This window comes from Candidatus Magnetobacterium casense (genome assembly GCF_019173545.1).
In the GTDB taxonomy this organism is placed as follows: domain Bacteria; phylum Nitrospirota; class Thermodesulfovibrionia; order Thermodesulfovibrionales; family Magnetobacteriaceae; genus Magnetobacterium; species Magnetobacterium cryptolimnobacter.
Window position 1 is genome coordinate 1 of the sequence record NZ_JABXWD010000047.1, and the last position, 14,163, is coordinate 14,163.

Annotated in this window: 16 protein-coding genes and 1 pseudogene; 8 read left to right on the forward strand and 9 right to left on the reverse strand. The window is 49.0% G+C overall.

Features of this window, described 5'->3' with window-relative positions; translation table 11 throughout:
- The first annotated feature begins 284 nt into the window (after positions 1-284).
- Together HWQ67_RS04245 and HWQ67_RS04250 are read left to right on the forward strand one after the other, a co-directional pair.
- Positions 285-485, forward strand: a complete 201-nt coding sequence (locus HWQ67_RS04245) for a hypothetical protein (RefSeq protein WP_218251402.1) — start codon at positions 285-287, stop codon at positions 483-485.
- Positions 486-758 (forward strand): type II toxin-antitoxin system RelE family toxin, encoded by a 273-nt coding sequence (locus tag HWQ67_RS04250; RefSeq protein ID WP_218251403.1) that lies wholly within the window; start codon positions 486-488, stop codon positions 756-758.
- A gap of 26 nt (positions 759-784) precedes the next feature.
- On the opposite strand, the gene HWQ67_RS04255 is transcribed toward HWQ67_RS04250, so the two are convergent.
- Both HWQ67_RS04255 and HWQ67_RS04260 read right to left on the reverse strand, forming a co-directional pair.
- Positions 785-2,638, reverse strand: a complete 1,854-nt coding sequence (locus HWQ67_RS04255) for a tetratricopeptide repeat protein (protein ID WP_320414520.1) — start codon at positions 2,636-2,638, stop codon at positions 785-787.
- Positions 2,639-2,714: 76 nt separating this feature from the next.
- Positions 2,715-3,086: a DMT family protein gene (locus tag HWQ67_RS04260; RefSeq protein ID WP_218251405.1), complete on the reverse strand. Its 372-nt coding sequence runs from the start codon at positions 3,084-3,086 to the stop codon at positions 2,715-2,717.
- A gap of 379 nt (positions 3,087-3,465) precedes the next feature.
- On the opposite strand from HWQ67_RS04260, the gene recN reads away from it, so the two are divergent.
- From recN to HWQ67_RS04290, 6 genes are all read left to right on the forward strand, one after another.
- Positions 3,466-5,148, forward strand: a complete 1,683-nt coding sequence (recN, locus tag HWQ67_RS04265; RefSeq protein WP_218251406.1) for a DNA repair protein RecN — start codon at positions 3,466-3,468, stop codon at positions 5,146-5,148.
- A gap of 21 nt (positions 5,149-5,169) precedes the next feature.
- Complete coding sequence (locus HWQ67_RS04270; protein ID WP_218251407.1) at positions 5,170-5,385, forward strand: 4Fe-4S binding protein; 216 nt, start codon at positions 5,170-5,172, stop codon at positions 5,383-5,385.
- Between the two features lie 19 nt (positions 5,386-5,404).
- Positions 5,405-6,193, forward strand: coding sequence for an MlaE family ABC transporter permease (locus tag HWQ67_RS04275; protein WP_218251408.1), 789 nt, complete (start codon positions 5,405-5,407; stop codon positions 6,191-6,193).
- A 4-nt stretch (positions 6,194-6,197) separates the two neighbouring features.
- The gene (locus HWQ67_RS04280; RefSeq protein WP_218251409.1) at positions 6,198-6,926 is read left to right on the forward strand and encodes an ABC transporter ATP-binding protein; all 729 of its coding nucleotides are present in this window, start codon (positions 6,198-6,200) and stop codon (positions 6,924-6,926) included.
- A 64-nt stretch (positions 6,927-6,990) separates the two neighbouring features.
- Positions 6,991-7,311 carry a nucleotidyltransferase domain-containing protein gene (locus HWQ67_RS04285; RefSeq protein WP_218251410.1) on the forward strand — a complete coding sequence of 107 codons (321 nt, stop codon included), beginning with the start codon at positions 6,991-6,993 and terminating at the stop codon, positions 7,309-7,311.
- Positions 7,298-7,708 (forward strand): HEPN domain-containing protein, encoded by a 411-nt coding sequence (locus tag HWQ67_RS04290; RefSeq protein ID WP_218251411.1) that lies wholly within the window; start codon positions 7,298-7,300, stop codon positions 7,706-7,708. Before HWQ67_RS04285 ends, HWQ67_RS04290 begins: the two co-directional genes overlap by 14 nt.
- Before the next feature lie 242 nt (positions 7,709-7,950).
- Here the strand turns inward: HWQ67_RS04290 and HWQ67_RS04295 are convergent, their stop codons facing one another.
- The 7 genes and pseudogenes from HWQ67_RS04295 to HWQ67_RS04325 all read right to left on the reverse strand — a co-directional run.
- Positions 7,951-8,385, reverse strand: a complete 435-nt coding sequence (locus tag HWQ67_RS04295; protein ID WP_218251412.1) for a PIN domain-containing protein — start codon at positions 8,383-8,385, stop codon at positions 7,951-7,953.
- Position 8,386: 1 nt separating this feature from the next.
- On the reverse strand, positions 8,387-11,020 hold the full coding sequence (locus HWQ67_RS20125) for a pentapeptide repeat-containing protein (RefSeq protein ID WP_304413894.1): 2,634 nt from the start codon (positions 11,018-11,020) through the stop codon (positions 8,387-8,389).
- A gap of 170 nt (positions 11,021-11,190) precedes the next feature.
- Positions 11,191-11,493: a helix-turn-helix domain-containing protein gene (locus HWQ67_RS04305; protein WP_218251413.1), complete on the reverse strand. Its 303-nt coding sequence runs from the start codon at positions 11,491-11,493 to the stop codon at positions 11,191-11,193.
- A complete protein-coding gene (locus tag HWQ67_RS04310) occupies positions 11,490-11,867 on the reverse strand; it encodes a type II toxin-antitoxin system RelE/ParE family toxin (protein WP_218251414.1) in 378 nt (125 codons plus the stop codon). The genes HWQ67_RS04305 and HWQ67_RS04310 overlap by 4 nt, the downstream gene beginning before the upstream one ends.
- 60 nt (positions 11,868-11,927) lie before the next feature.
- Positions 11,928-13,025 (reverse strand): pentapeptide repeat-containing protein, encoded by a 1,098-nt coding sequence (locus HWQ67_RS20155; RefSeq protein WP_218251415.1) that lies wholly within the window; start codon positions 13,023-13,025, stop codon positions 11,928-11,930.
- The gene (locus HWQ67_RS04320) at positions 13,013-13,369 is read right to left on the reverse strand and encodes a hypothetical protein (RefSeq protein WP_218251416.1); all 357 of its coding nucleotides are present in this window, start codon (positions 13,367-13,369) and stop codon (positions 13,013-13,015) included. The genes HWQ67_RS20155 and HWQ67_RS04320 overlap by 13 nt, the downstream gene beginning before the upstream one ends.
- Before the next feature lie 96 nt (positions 13,370-13,465).
- Positions 13,466-14,163: pseudogene (locus tag HWQ67_RS04325) on the reverse strand (hypothetical protein); the annotation flags it as partial.

Consider the following 14,163-nt stretch of genomic DNA (forward strand, 5'->3'; position numbering starts at 1 on the left):
TACACGCCACCACTACAAAGCTGCCAATCAGCTTTGCACTCATCCGTAAGTTGTTAAACCAGTTCATTGCTTGCTCCTCCTGTTTATTTGTATTAATTCTGTAATCATTTCCTTACCTGTATTCCGACAAATAAAAGTACAACCCCACATTCTATCTATACTCTATACTCTGACAGAGTTTAATGTATCGGAATCTGTTTTGTCAAGTATTTTTTTAGGTTTATTGACAAGATTTCCGTGCTAATGTTATTATTAATATTATAGCTGCATTTGGAGGTTAAGCGATGATAATCGGACACATCAAGACTACGGCAGATGTTGAAGTGGAGGAGGAAATGCCGCCGGAGGAGAAGATAAGCAACGCATTGATTGAGGCAGTAAGGCAAAGCGAAGGAGATATTAAGGCAGGACGTTATGTTACCCTGAAAACAGCAGAAGAACGCAGAACACTGTTTAGAAGCATTTGGGCTGAAGGCGGCAAATAATTGTATAAAGCGGATGTATCCGAGAGGTTTTTGAAGGACTTAAAGAGAATAAAGACAAAGTTTAATCTGCAAGAGAGGTTGGAAGAAAAAATAGAGAAGATATTGGAAAATCCTTACCACTACAAACCACTTAGAAACGCACTCAAGAGTAAGAGGAGGTCTCATATAGGGAGCTATGTATTGATATTTGAAATACGCCAGGAAGAACACACTGTAGTTTTTCACTCGTTTCAACATCATAATGAAGCGTATAAAAGCGATATCCTTAGATAATAGTTAGATAATAGATAGAGTATATTTTATTCTTTCCCTTGCCGCAGTAGTTGTAGATTCTGCCGTGCCAGCGAAAAGCCGGGGTCAATATCAAGGGCTGCCGTGTACCGGGAAGCGGCCTCGTTGAAACGCCCCTGCTTGAAATAAACGTTGCCGAGGTTGTTGAGAGCCATCGGATAATCAGGCTTAAACTGCAGGGCAACCTTGAACTCGGAAATGGCCTCCTCATAACGCCCCTGAGCGTCGTAGACCTTGCCGATATTGTTATGCACCTGTGCAGAGTTTGGGGCAAGCCTCAGGGCGATGACGTACTGCGCTATGGCCTCATCGGGCCGCCCCTGCTGGTCATAGACAACGCCAAGGTTATTGTAGGCATCGGCATAACCGGGGCTTAATCCGATAGCGGTCTGGTATGCCGCGATGGCCTCCTCTTGTCTTCCCGCTGCGGCATAGACGCTGCCGAGGTTAAAGAGCGTTTCGGCGTAGTTGGGATCGATAGCCAGTGCGGATTGGTACTGCCTGATGGCGTCATCGAACCTGCCCGCCCTCATGTAGAGGCTGCCGAGGCTGTTGTGGGGACGCACCTTGCCGGGGCTCTTGCGGGTGGTGTCTTCCCACAGGCGGATTGCGTCCTGCCAGATGTAGTTTCTCTTGTAGGTCGCAACGGACAGCGATATCACAATCGCACACGTCAGAAGAATTGTAGCAGTGCTTTTTGTTTTACCGATAAACCTTTCCGTTGCAATCACGGATACCGTTGTAAAGGCAGCGATAAATCCCACTGAGGGCAGATACAGCCTGTGCTCAAAGATGACATCCCTTATGGGGATGATGCTTGACTCTACCGAAAGTGTTACAAAAAACCATATTATTCCAAAAGATACCAACCTGACCCTGCGGCCATTATGCGTCTTGTCTGTGGCCCAACGGCGATACAGGTATATGCCTAGGGCAAACAGCGACAGCACAAACACGGCAGAGACACAGACCTCCGGTGCAAAGAATGTTTCGTAAACGGGGTAATCGTAGTCAATGTTCTGGTTGACGGGCAGCAGCAACAGGCGTGTGTAGGTCACAAGCACCCTGCTCTGCGTGATCAGGTATTGCCACCTTGATATAGCCGTACTGCCTGCCACCTTCATGGCTGCGTCAATCCTGGTTAAGTCCGATGTTGAGTCAAAGCCTCCTACATGCGACATTGGTATGACCAGCAGTGTAAGGGCAAAGGGGGCAAGGCAGGCAAGTCTTGTGCGCATACTGCCCTTAAGGAAGAAGAACTCATAAAGTGTTATAACTACGGGTAAAGTGAAGGCTATTTCCTTTGTCTTCATGGCCGCCAACGCCGACAGGACTGACAAGATGTATGTCGCATACCGTGTGAGGTCTGATTGCGTAAGCCTTGATCTTATGTACAGCGCCAGGGCAAGGAGGTAAAACAGGGTCGCCAGCGACGCAAACCTCTGGATGACGTATGTAACCGCCTGTGTCTGCACCGGGTGGGAGACAAAGACAAGGGCACACAGCAGGGCTATGGAGCTACGGCGTGGGTCTGTTGTTGCGTGGCAGGGGGGGGGAAGTGTCAGCAGTATCAGCCAGTACACGAGCAGGGCGTTGGTGATGTGGACAGTGATGTTGAACAGGTGATAGCCCGTTACGTCAAGCCCCCCAAGTTTGTAGTTCACGGCAAGGGTGAGATAACCAAACCGCCTGGACATGAAAAACGTCTTAGTCTCTCTGTCCACACCGCTACTTTCAACGGCGTGGGGGTCGGTAAAATAGTGCAGACTTTTAATCAGCGGATTTTCGACAATATTGGGTGTATCGTCAAAAACAAACTGTCCCTCCAGCGTATTGGAATACGCCAGGGCGGCAACGGGCACTATGAGCAACAGGGCAATAACCGGCCTGTGGATAAACGACTCGAAAGAAGCGTAACGACTCTGCCCTCCGGGGCGCTTACGAGCGAAAAACGAAATACACCGCCCCCGACAGACACAGTGCAGCCCACAGGTAGTCCAGCTTCACAGGCTGCCCCATGTAAAATACGGCAAATGGTACAAACACGCTCAACGTAATGACCTCCTGCAGTATCTTCAGACGTGGCAGGGTCATGACATCAAAGCCGATCCGGTTTGCCGGCACCTGGATCAGGTACTCAAACAGGGCAATGCCCCAACTGATCAGGGCCGCAACGTACCACGGTCTGCCCTGCAGGTGCTTGAGGTGACTGTACCAGGCAAACGTCATAAACACGTTAGATAGTATCAGCAACATGGCACACTGAACTATAACGTGTTGTGTACCACCGGGTTCTACTTTAAAAGACATAAGTAACCGAGCATAAGTAACTATAACGTAATTCACACAATTAAAGAAAGAAAGGGGCGGCTCCGCCCCCCTTCAGAACCCCCCGCAAGGGGACCAGTCCCCTTGACCCCATAAGGCTGGTGATGTTATACATGTTTATGCTCCCTTACTTATCTCCTTATCGTTCAAACTATGATTTATCATGGCTACCCATTTTGTATCATACCCCATCATTGTCAGTTCATCTATAATGGACTTCTCTACATCTTACCATTTTCAAGCAGATAAGGACTAAGCCGCCCCCTTTCTTTTTTTCCCCGTCCAAAAATGGGCTTGCCATGCAGATTAAGATAGCCTTTGAAAATACTGCGGCAGTCGTGCTATAATACTAACGTTCTTTATGCTTACTGGATTGTTTATAAAAAACTTTGCTATAATCCGCAGCGCCAGAATAGAGCTGGGCCGTGGATTGAGCGTGCTGACTGGCGAGACCGGCTCAGGGAAGTCGATCATCGTTGATGCGCTGGGACTGATCCTCGGACAGCGGGGACAGGTCAGCTTCATCAAGGCCGGCACCAAGGAAACCACCGTGGAGGCCACCTTCGACGTGGACGACAACCCCGTCACACAACGACTGAGCATCACACTGGAAAGCGGCCTGATCCTGCGCAGACATCTCTCCACCGCAGGCAAAAACCGTGTCTACGTCAACGAAAACTCCGTCAGCATACAGACCCTTGCCGAGGTCGGATCGTACCTCGTTGACGTCCACAGCCAGCATGAACACCAGAGCCTGCTCCTGCGCGAACGACAACTGGCAGTCGTGGACTCCTTTGGCAAGGTCGGAGACGATGTAAAACGTTATGCTGAAACCCTTAAGCGATACAACGAACTGGTCGAGGCGCGGGCAAACCTCAACACCAACATCAAGGAGCGCAACCAGAGGATTGACCTGTTGCGGTTTCAGATAAAGGAGATAGAGGCCGCCGACATCAGGGAAAACGAAAAAAATACGCTGACCCGTGAACTGGGTATGCTGTCAAACCTCCACGTCATCAAGGAGTTGAGCGAGGATAGCTACATGCTGGCAAACTCCAAGGAGGACTCCATAGTTGACCAGGTGCAACGCCTGTGCGAATATCTGACGCAGTTGACACGCTACGACGAAAGCACCGACGAAATGCTGAAGATGGCAACGGAGGTGCAGTCCTACGTATCGGAGCTGTCGTTGATCCTGAGACGCTACAAGGACAACATCGACTACACACCGGAACGCCTGGAGGAGGTTGAGGAGCGGATCGACCTGATCAAGAAGCTCGAAAAAAAGTACGGCGAAGGCGCCGATACGATAAACAAGTACAGAGATGATGCACAGCATGAGCTTGAGGGCCTGCTAGCGGTGGATGAGAAGCTCGATGCCCTGGATGCCGAAATAGTCGGTCTCAAGGTCAGCCTCAACGACCAGGCCATTGCCATCTCCGCCATACGTGCCGAGACAATCGTTCGGTTGCAGGAGGACATAAACGCCTCTCTGCGGGAGTTGTCGTTTCCCCGGGCCGCCTTTGAGATACGCCAGACGGTAAACAGGGCGCCGGATGAATCGCTGCGTTTTATGGGCAATGGCGTAGACCTTGTCGAGTTTATGTTCTGTGCAAATCCCGGTGAACCCCTCAGACCGCTTAACAAGGTTGCTTCCGGCGGAGAGCTGTCACGACTCATGCTTGCGCTGAAGGCCTGCCTGGCCGATGTTGATGACATTCCGGTGCTGGTCTTTGACGAGGTGGATGCCGGCATAGGTGGTGAGACGGCTGAGACCGTCGGGGAGAAGTTAAAGGCCCTCTCCCGCAAACATCAGGTGTTGTGCATCACGCACCTGCCACAGATAGCGTGCAGGGCCGACAGACACATACGCGTATCAAAGAAGGTGATCGGCGACGGGGCCGATGCAAAGGTCGAAATCAAGGTCGAAAAGCTCTCCGAGGACGAAAGACAGAAGGAGCTTGCCCGTATGCTCAGTGGAGGCGTCACGGATATTTCGCTCAAACATGCACGACAGTTGTTGCAGAAACACAAGGGCAAGTAAGATGGCAATGCGTATTGAGCCATGAGGGGAAGGGTTGAGATCAGCCCTGAGTTGTGTAAGGGGTGTGAGTTTTGTATCGTTGCATGTCCCCAGGGGATCATTGTGTTGAGTGAGCGGTTTAATTCGATGGGTTATTTTCCTGCGGTTGTAACGGACATGGACAGATGCACGGGTTGTACGCTGTGTGCGCAGATGTGTCCGGAGTTGGCCATAGAGGTCTGGCGGCAAGAGGGGTGATGAGGGCAATGGAGGGCGGATGGTAAGCGGGATATTCAGGGCAATAGGGCATGCGTTTTTGGCATTGGTGCGTAACATCGGACGGATGGGTGTGTTTTTGGCCGATGTCGCATACTATAGCGTGGTGCCGCCATACAGGTGGAGGCTGGTAGTTCAGCAGGTCTGGTTTTTGGGATATAAGTCGCTGACGGTTATTTTTATGACGGGGGCATTTGCGGGGATGGTGTTGGCGCTTCAGTTGTTTCATACGTTGAGTAAGTTTGGGGCGGTGTCTTTGCTTGGTCCCGGGATAGCGTTGAGTCTGGTGCGTGAGTTGGGGCCTGTGTTTGCCGCCCTGATGGTGACCGGACGTGCGGGGTCTGCGTTGACGGCGGAGCTTGGCATCATGCGCATATCGGAGCAGATCGATTGCCTGTACGTGATGGCCTTGAATCCGTATAAGTACGTCGTGGTGCCGAACTTTATAGCGGCGTTGATAGCCTTTCCGCTTTTGACGGCCATCTTTGATGTCGTTGGTATCTTTGGTGGTTATCTGGTGGGGGTTGAACTCTTGGGGATTGGTTCGGGGGAGTATTTTGACGGCATGAGAAATCACGTGGGTATGGATGATATCATGATAGGGTTTTACAAGTCGCTTGCCTTTGCGGTGATAGTGACGTGGGTGTGTTGTTACAAGGGGTTTTACGTGGGCTATGGCAATTCCGGTCACGGGGCCAGGGCGGTCAGCAGGGCCACGACGGATGCGGTCGTGCAGTCTTCCGTGCTGGTGCTCGTGTGGGACTATATACTGGGATCGTTTTTCATATAAATTAATGATTACAATCAGTAATGTTCATAAGACATTTGACGGTCAGCACGTGCTAAGGGGTGTAGACCTCAGCATTAACGAAGGCGAACTTATCGCCATCATAGGCAAGAGTGGCGGTGGCAAGAGCGTTCTGCTCAAGAACATCATCGGGTTGCAGAAACCCGACAGCGGCAGCATCTCCTTTGACGGAGTTGATATAACCAGTATCGATCTCCGGCAGTTGAACAAGGTGCGTGAGCGTTTTGGGGTATTGTTTCAGAGTGGGGCGTTGTTTGATTCCATGACGGTGTATAATAACATAGCGTTTCCGTTGCGTGAGCGTTACAAGCTACACGAGTCTGAGATCAGGGAACGTGTCACAGGCGCCCTTGGTGAGGTTGGTCTCATGGATGTGGACAACAAGTATCCCGCCGAGTTAAGCGGTGGGATGAAAAAGCGTGCCGCTCTTGCACGTGCGCTTGTTACGAAGCCGCAGGTCGTCTTTTTCGACGAACCAACAACGGGCCTTGATCCCGTTCTGAAGGACTCGATCCACCGGCTTATAAAGCAGTGTCACACAAACATCGGCTTTACGGGTATAATCATAAGTCACGAGATACCGGACATCTTTTCCGTAGCCGACCGGGTGGCGATGCTCCACGAAGGCGTGATCGTCCAGGATGGCAGCCCGACGGATATCATCAACTCGCAGTTGCCATCGGTAAGGGAGTTCGTCCATGCAGGCAGCTACTAAGAAGGAAAGAAAGGGGCGGCTCGCCCCTCGCTGACCCCTTGACCCCATCATAGCGCTACGTAGTATGACTATAGATGAGCATACAGTAAACGAGATAGTCAGGCGGATTCTGACTGTTGCATCTCCCGGTAAGGTAATCCTCTTTGGTTCGGCTGCAACAGGCGGTATGACCAGCCACAGCGACATAGACCTCCTTGTTGTCGAGGCTGACCTTGACAACAGGCGTCAGGAGTATGTCCACATCCGCCGGGCACTCCGTGGCATGGGGTATCCCTTTGACATCTTCTTTATTTCCGCTGAGTGGTTTGAGCAGAGCAAGGATGTCATTGGAGGTATCGCCTATCCAGCCAACAAGCATGGCAAGGTAATCTATGAAGCCACCTGATGAGGTCAAAAAGAAACTAGTCAGGCAATGGTTGCGTAAAGCGGATTCCGACATGGGATTGGTTGAGTATTTGAATAGCAGCGGCACATCTTTTCACAATGCCATTGTTTTCCATTGCCAGCAGGCAACCGAAAAATACCTCAAGGCCTTCCTCACTTTGCATCAGATAAAATTCCCAAAGACGCATGACCTTGAGGAGCTTCTTGATATAGTTGAAACAGTCAATGAAGCTCTTTCTGAATCTTTGCGTGACGCTATTATCCTTACACCATACGGGGTTGAACTGCGTTATCCAGGTGACTACCCTGATGCAACGTTTGAAGAAACACAAGAGGCGATAGAGCTAACCCGCAAGGTTCGCAATGCCATTGTGAACCATACAGATAAAGCCCTATAATTAAGACCTGATCGTCCAGGATGGCAGCCCGGCGGATATCATCAACTCGCAATTGCCATCGGTAAGGGAGTTCGTCCATGCAGGCAGCTACTAAGCAAGAGGGCATAAGTAACTATAACAAGCAGGAAGGGGTCAAGGGGGCTGGCCCCCTTGCGGGGTGGGTCTGAGGGAGGGGCGGAGCCGCCTCCCTTTTTTCTTTTCTTAGGGGTGAACTATTGTTATACATGTTTATGCTCACTTACTTAAGAAGGAACGTTTGTATCGCCATCAATAATCTGTAACCTGAATGGATTAACGATAGTCAACTGGTTATTAATCAACATTCCATGGCTCAAGTTCTCTGTATAAAGAAATTGGCAATTTAATCTTAACGCTGAAGACAGTATCAAGCTGTCCCAATAAGAAAATTTAAACCGCTCCGATATGCTGGTAGCATCAATGATGGTCTTCATGTCTACAGTTTCAACCTTACATAATTCTTGCACATCACCAAGAACACGCCTAAGTTCATCCCAATCTACACGAAACTTCCTGCTCATAACGCCCATGAACTCATTAATAACCTGTGTACTTATTGAGATGTTAGTACAGCTAAGAATGGTTAAAGCAATATCCTGCTTGATTTTATCACTTGGAGAATACGCATAGACCAATATATTAGTATCTACAAATATCATGTCATTCACCATCACAATAGATATCTTTTCTACTGAATTTCCATCCGGTTGTATCTATCTGTACGGTGTTCAGTAAAAGTGACTTCTTTAGTCTTTCGAGAGATTCCTGATCAAGCATAGGGATGTCAAATTTGACATCCGTGAGATAAGTTACTGTAAGGTCGGTAGCTACGATACTGGGTTTGTAGAATTTGGCGCCTGTGAGGTCGGCTCCACTGAGGTCGACTCCACGGAGGTAGGCTCCACTGAGGTTGGCTCTACTGAGGTTGGCTCTACTGAGGTCGGCTCCACTGAGGTCGGCTCCACTGAGGTCGGTTCCACTGAGGTCGGCCAGTCTTAATTCAACACCTCCCAGGTTCAAAAAAGATAGACACCTTGCTACCAGGACAATATCATTCCACTTTCGCTGCCCTTGAATTCGTTTAAACCATGTTCCGAATGTTTCAGGCGTTGGATGTTCAATAGCGCTAATTTTTTCGGTCACGCGGGCGCAAGCATTTAAGGTCACAAGTAACGCTTCTTCTGCATTCCTCGCCTGAAAGAGCATTTTAGGGAATGTGTCAACTTTTCTGCTTTCGGTACTGGCTGATTCCATTGGCATACCATTTCTCAATATGTAGTTGAACAATTTGGTGAAACATCCTTGCCAACTCTCAACTTCTTCACGTGGGCGTAACCGTACCTCATTGAGGAGGAATGGATGGATGTATCGTGAAATGGCGTTAGGACCACAGATTTTGGCCCAATGTACAAGAGCCTCACGTTCACTCCAACCATCCTCGGAGTCTTTGTCTCGCCTCTGCATTTGAAGGACTATTTTTTCCATAATCCGAACTATGCGGCAAGCGGCCAAATACTCACCAAAGCTCTTGTGTGTAAAGACGAATGTCTTGTCTCCACCTTCATCATGTCCAGACTTGCGAAAGAAGAACGCGGCAAGCAGTCGTGTAACACCAGCCTCTGCTGCCTCCATAAAATCCTTAAGCTGTTTATCAAGACCACTTTCCTTGCAGAGAGCCTCTATCTCCCGTACTGTTGTCTTTCGTTCATCGCCACTCTGCCACGCTGCAAGACCAACCTCTTCAAGCACACGCTTAAAATCTTTGAGTTCCATGCAAAACTTACGGTTTTCACATTCGCGAGTATGCACTGCGTCTATCAGGTCATTATAAATCTTATTCAGGTTGACTTCCTGTGAGAAGTCTATCGTTCCACGTATGTAACTCAGGGCTAACAGGTAATTCAACAGTGGTTGCGCCGTTATTTCGTCGAGGTCTTTACCTTTAAGATCATCCGGCACGGCTGCATATGGCTTACCTTTTAAATGACCGTAGTTTTTCCACCAGTCATGGCGCAGGTCGTGTTGCAAAATATCTCCTGAGTCGTTGTATTTTTCCTTGTCCTCATCAGACAAATAATATGGTAAAAGTGTAAGAATCTGACGTTCACGTCTGAACTCCGTTTCGTTCTCCTGCACAACAAGTTCCCGCCCGCTTATAAGCACCCGGAGACGGAACACTGCAAGATTGTGTGTCTTAACGGTTAATTCGACAGTCTGTACAAACTCCCTGGCTGTCTCAGCGGCGACCTTACCCTGACCCGCCAACTCGTCCAGACCATCAAGGATTACCAACAGGTTAGGCTCAGGAGAATCCTGGTCAAGAGGGTTCTGTACAAGTATCTCCTCGGCTTTAACAAACTTACCGATCTGGTCTACAAAGTCCTTTGCTGCATTGATCATATGCAAGGGAACGTAAATGACCTTTGCCGCTCCTTTCTGAGCCACCCTGGCCGCAAATATCTTGGCGAAGGTCGATTTACCGCTGCCTGGTCCGCCACTGATGACGCGTATCGCATCGTTCTTGTCGGCGCCCTGCAACCACTGTGTGATCTCTTCTTCAAGGGGTACCACAACGCGACGTTGATCTTCCCTGGAGTCCCCCTCAACGTAATAAGCGTTAAGCGGGATGTACAACTGGTTCAGACCAAAAGGTTCACCGAAGACCTTTTCCTCTGCCTGTTCCTGAAGGCTTTTGGCATACTTGATCCACGCCATGTCGCGCTCAAGGGCCTTCCTGAACGGCCCCTCCAATGCCCCAAGTATTGGCCGGTATGTCTCTTCATTTTTGCGCCACTCCTGATCAAGCGCCTTGACGAACATATCCGGCAACTGATTAACGATTGACTGTGGGTCGTTAGTGAGGTTTTCCCTCTTGACAAGGTGCTGCCTGATAACTTCGATGATCTCTTTTAACACCGGCAATTCCTTGGGGCGGTCTATAAACTTTTTGTCTATAGCAACCTCATTGTCGGCAAGGGCATTACCCAGGGTATGGAAAAAGTTGTCATACTCAAGTTGAGCCTTGGCATCATCCTTATCAACGTGCTGCCCCAACAGCTCAATCAAGGCATTTAAGAGTGATTTTGCGATTAACAGAAATACGAGATTCTCTAAACTTTTCTTAGACTTACCCGCTGTAATAAGTTCAATAGCATTAGCGCCGGCATTCCACCATTTTCCAGTTGACGCATTACCAATGCCGTTAGCCAACGCCTTGAAAAACTCCTTAAAATTAACCTTAAGCGGTATTGCATCAGGTCTTGTTGCCACAATTGCCGAACCACCGTTAGCCATAATCCTCTCCTCTTTGATATACTTCCGCCATATAGCATCATCACAGACGCTATAGTTATAGTCTACCCCCGCAGCGGGTAAAAAATCCAGTGAAGTTTACTTCACACAGCCATTGCCAACATCCGTTATTGACGGTTTGCATCCCTGAGATTGACTCCGGTGAGGTTGGCCTAACTAAGCGCCGCAAGTCCCTTACGGTCAATGAGGTCAAGGAGGCGTCTGGCTGTACCGCTTGGTTTCTTCTGTCCCTGTTCCCACTGCTGCACGGTCGTTTTGCCGATACCAAGAAACGCTGCAAACACTGCTTGACTCACACGGTTGGCCGCGCGGATACGACGAATATCTTCAGGCCGAAACGAACGACTTGGCGGCAGACAGAGCGCATCCACCGTGCTCATGGTTATTTCGTCCACAGCTCCAACCTTCAACAGGTCTCTTGCCATCTCATGGGCAATATCCAATATTTCACTCATAACAACTGTACCTCCCATACTGAATTTGTCGCTAAAAGCTCTGAAATCTGATCATCAACCGCCGAAACAAAACCTTCAACAACAAGATTTAAAGCGGCCTCCTCTCTATCGGAAATGTTGCCCTTGTGGTTCTTGGAGAAGGCGTACAGAAATATAATCCGCTTGTTATTTGGCTTTTTGTACCCGACAATCACACGGTATCCACTTCGCTTCCCTCCACCTGTCCGTGGCAATCGCTTCTTGAACAAAGAACCACCAAGTTTGACTTCAACATTGCCTGCAACTATTTCTTCCGCAGTATGATACAAAACAGCATCCGAAATATCCTCTTGACGAGCCCAACGGTTAAACCATTTGCTTTTGAAAACTCTCATCCTTAAAGTATATCACCAAGTGAGATACTTTACAAGTCTCCTTATCCATAACAGGCGTTATTAACGGTTTGCATCCCTGAGATTGACGCCGGTGAGGTTGGCATTTGTCAGGTCGGCATATCTGAGGTTTGCATCTATTAGGTGGACGTCCGTTAGATCGGCGCCCCTGAGATCGGCATCCGTCAGGTCGGCATTGCTGAGATTGGCACGTGTGAGGTCGGCATCCCTGAGATTGGCCTCTCTGAGGTTGACCCCGGTGAGATTGACTCCGGTGAGGTTGGCTCCGGTGAGATTGGCCTTTGTCATAGTGGCGCCATTCAGTTGGGCATTTGACATGTCGGCATCCGTGAAGTCGGCTTCCGTCAAGGTGGCACCTCTGAGACAGGCAGAGTTGAGATGGGCATCCGTAAGGTCGGCATTCGTGAGGTTACTCCCTGCCAGGTTGACATTTGTCAGGTCCGCCAGGATTAAATTAACGCCCGACAGATTCAAAAACGACAGACACTTCGCTGCCAAGACGTTTTCAAACCGCTTTAACTGCCCCTTAATGCGCTTAAACCACGTCCCGAATGCCTCGGGCGTAGGATGCTCAATTGCACTAACCCGCGGGGTTACACAGGCACAGGCATTCAGCACCACAATTAACGCCTCCGCCGCATTCCTCGACTGAAAAAGCATCTTCGTAAACGTGCAGACCCTCCCGGCGCCGAGTGATTCCATCGGCAGCCCGTGCGTCAGGGCATGGTTGAACAATCCGGTGAAACACCCCTGCCAACTCTGCACCTCCTCAATTGGACGTAACAGGACTTCGTTGAGGAGAAAGGTATGCATGTATGGCGATATGGCGCTTGGCCCGCAGATTTGTGCCCAGTGTTTAAGCGCCCTGCGCTCACTCCAACCATCCTCCGGGTCGGCATCCCGCCTCTTTATATGGCCATGAATCTTCTCCATTGCCCGCACAATGCGGCAAACGGTCAGGTACTCGCCAAAGCTCTTGTGCGTGAAGACAAACGTCTTGTCGCCACCCTCGTTATGCCCCGAGTTGCGGAAGAAAAACGCCGCAAGAAGTCGCGTCACACCGGCCTCTGCCTCCGTCATAAAGCACCGGAGCTGTTTATCCAGACCGCTTTCCTTGCAGAGGGTTTCTATTTCCCGCACCGTTGTGGTTCTGCCGTCACTGCGTTGGCAATGGCATCGCCGATCTGATTGATCACGCCGTTGTAGTTAATCTGGGCCGAAGCGAGTTGCCGGCCAACGCTTTTACCCAACAGCTCTATAGCGGCCTTTGTAATGGAGCGACTGATCAACTGAAATGCCAGTTCTCCCGGTTCGGTCTTAAACCCGACTGCGGCAATTACATCTATAACCTCGGAACCAACCTGTCCACCTTTTAGCAGTACCGCATCGACAATGCCTTTGGACAGTGCCGTCAAAAACTCCTTGAAATTGACCTTCACTGGCCTGTTCCATATTGGCTCAGGCCGTGTTACTTCAACTGCCAAACCTCCTTCTGCCATAACCCACTCCCTTTGTCTCTATAGTCTGTTGTGGTAACGTCATCGACGCTATATATTATTCTTGCGTAGGGCTGATTCTTGTCATGTCTGTTTATAATATTTGTCTGAATCATAAAGCTCATCAATTGGAGTTTTCTTGTCTGCAGGGTCAGTGTTTGCAGATTGAGGGATTCTTGCCTGGATTCTTTCTCTGGCGATGTCGATTATTTCCTGAATTTGCCCGGTGTTTATCCTGAATCTTTCCAAGGCGGCATAGTAGTGGTAGAATCTGTCGTTAAAGTCGTCGTTTAGATAGTACATGGTATCGATCATATTTTTGTAGGCATTTCTTTCGGTGTGTGTTTCAATTGCGCACATGGCATGATATCTGGCCATCTCATACTGATAGTTGGGATCGATTGTCACCATGTCTGCCGCTCCAATAAGTTTTTTGAGGGTTGATTTTATGTCAATACCTTTATTGTATCTTTTGTAGACGTCATAGTACTCACACCAAATAGCAAGTTTCAGATGAGTTGCAGCCATATATGAATGATTCATATCGTAAGAGAACGCGTAAGTTTTAGATATTTTGATCATTTCATTGAGACAGAAGATGGAATCCGTGATCAAAAATTCTATAACCAATAGTGAGTCTATATCTCTTTGTTTAAATGTTATTTCTATTTTTTTGTTTGCACTACTTGGGAAAATGTTTATAATTTGCTTGTATTTTATTTTTCTTCTAAATTTTTCATAAGGTTTCCCTGCAAGTTTATAATTTGAATAATCGCTATCCT

Bases quoted from the DNA above. Each gene is read 5' to 3' on its own strand.
- HWQ67_RS04245 (WP_218251402.1), top strand. From the start codon at position 285: ATGATAATCGGACACATCAAGACTACGGCAGATGTTGAAGTGGAGGAG.
- HWQ67_RS04260 (WP_218251405.1), bottom strand. From the start codon at position 3,086: ATGTCTTTTAAAGTAGAACCCGGTGGTACACAACACGTTATAGTTCAG.
- recN (WP_218251406.1), top strand. From the start codon at position 3,466: ATGCTTACTGGATTGTTTATAAAAAACTTTGCTATAATCCGCAGCGCC.
- HWQ67_RS04270 (WP_218251407.1), top strand. From the start codon at position 5,170: ATGAGGGGAAGGGTTGAGATCAGCCCTGAGTTGTGTAAGGGGTGTGAG.
- HWQ67_RS04275 (WP_218251408.1), top strand. From the start codon at position 5,405: ATGGTAAGCGGGATATTCAGGGCAATAGGGCATGCGTTTTTGGCATTG.
- HWQ67_RS04280 (WP_218251409.1), top strand. From the start codon at position 6,198: ATGATTACAATCAGTAATGTTCATAAGACATTTGACGGTCAGCACGTG.
- HWQ67_RS04285 (WP_218251410.1), top strand. From the start codon at position 6,991: ATGACTATAGATGAGCATACAGTAAACGAGATAGTCAGGCGGATTCTG.
- HWQ67_RS04290 (WP_218251411.1), top strand. From the start codon at position 7,298: ATGAAGCCACCTGATGAGGTCAAAAAGAAACTAGTCAGGCAATGGTTG.
- HWQ67_RS04295 (WP_218251412.1), bottom strand. From the start codon at position 8,385: ATGATATTTGTAGATACTAATATATTGGTCTATGCGTATTCTCCAAGT.
- HWQ67_RS20125 (WP_304413894.1), bottom strand. From the start codon at position 11,020: ATGGCTAACGGTGGTTCGGCAATTGTGGCAACAAGACCTGATGCAATA.
- HWQ67_RS04305 (WP_218251413.1), bottom strand. From the start codon at position 11,493: ATGAGTGAAATATTGGATATTGCCCATGAGATGGCAAGAGACCTGTTG.
- HWQ67_RS04310 (WP_218251414.1), bottom strand. From the start codon at position 11,867: ATGAGAGTTTTCAAAAGCAAATGGTTTAACCGTTGGGCTCGTCAAGAG.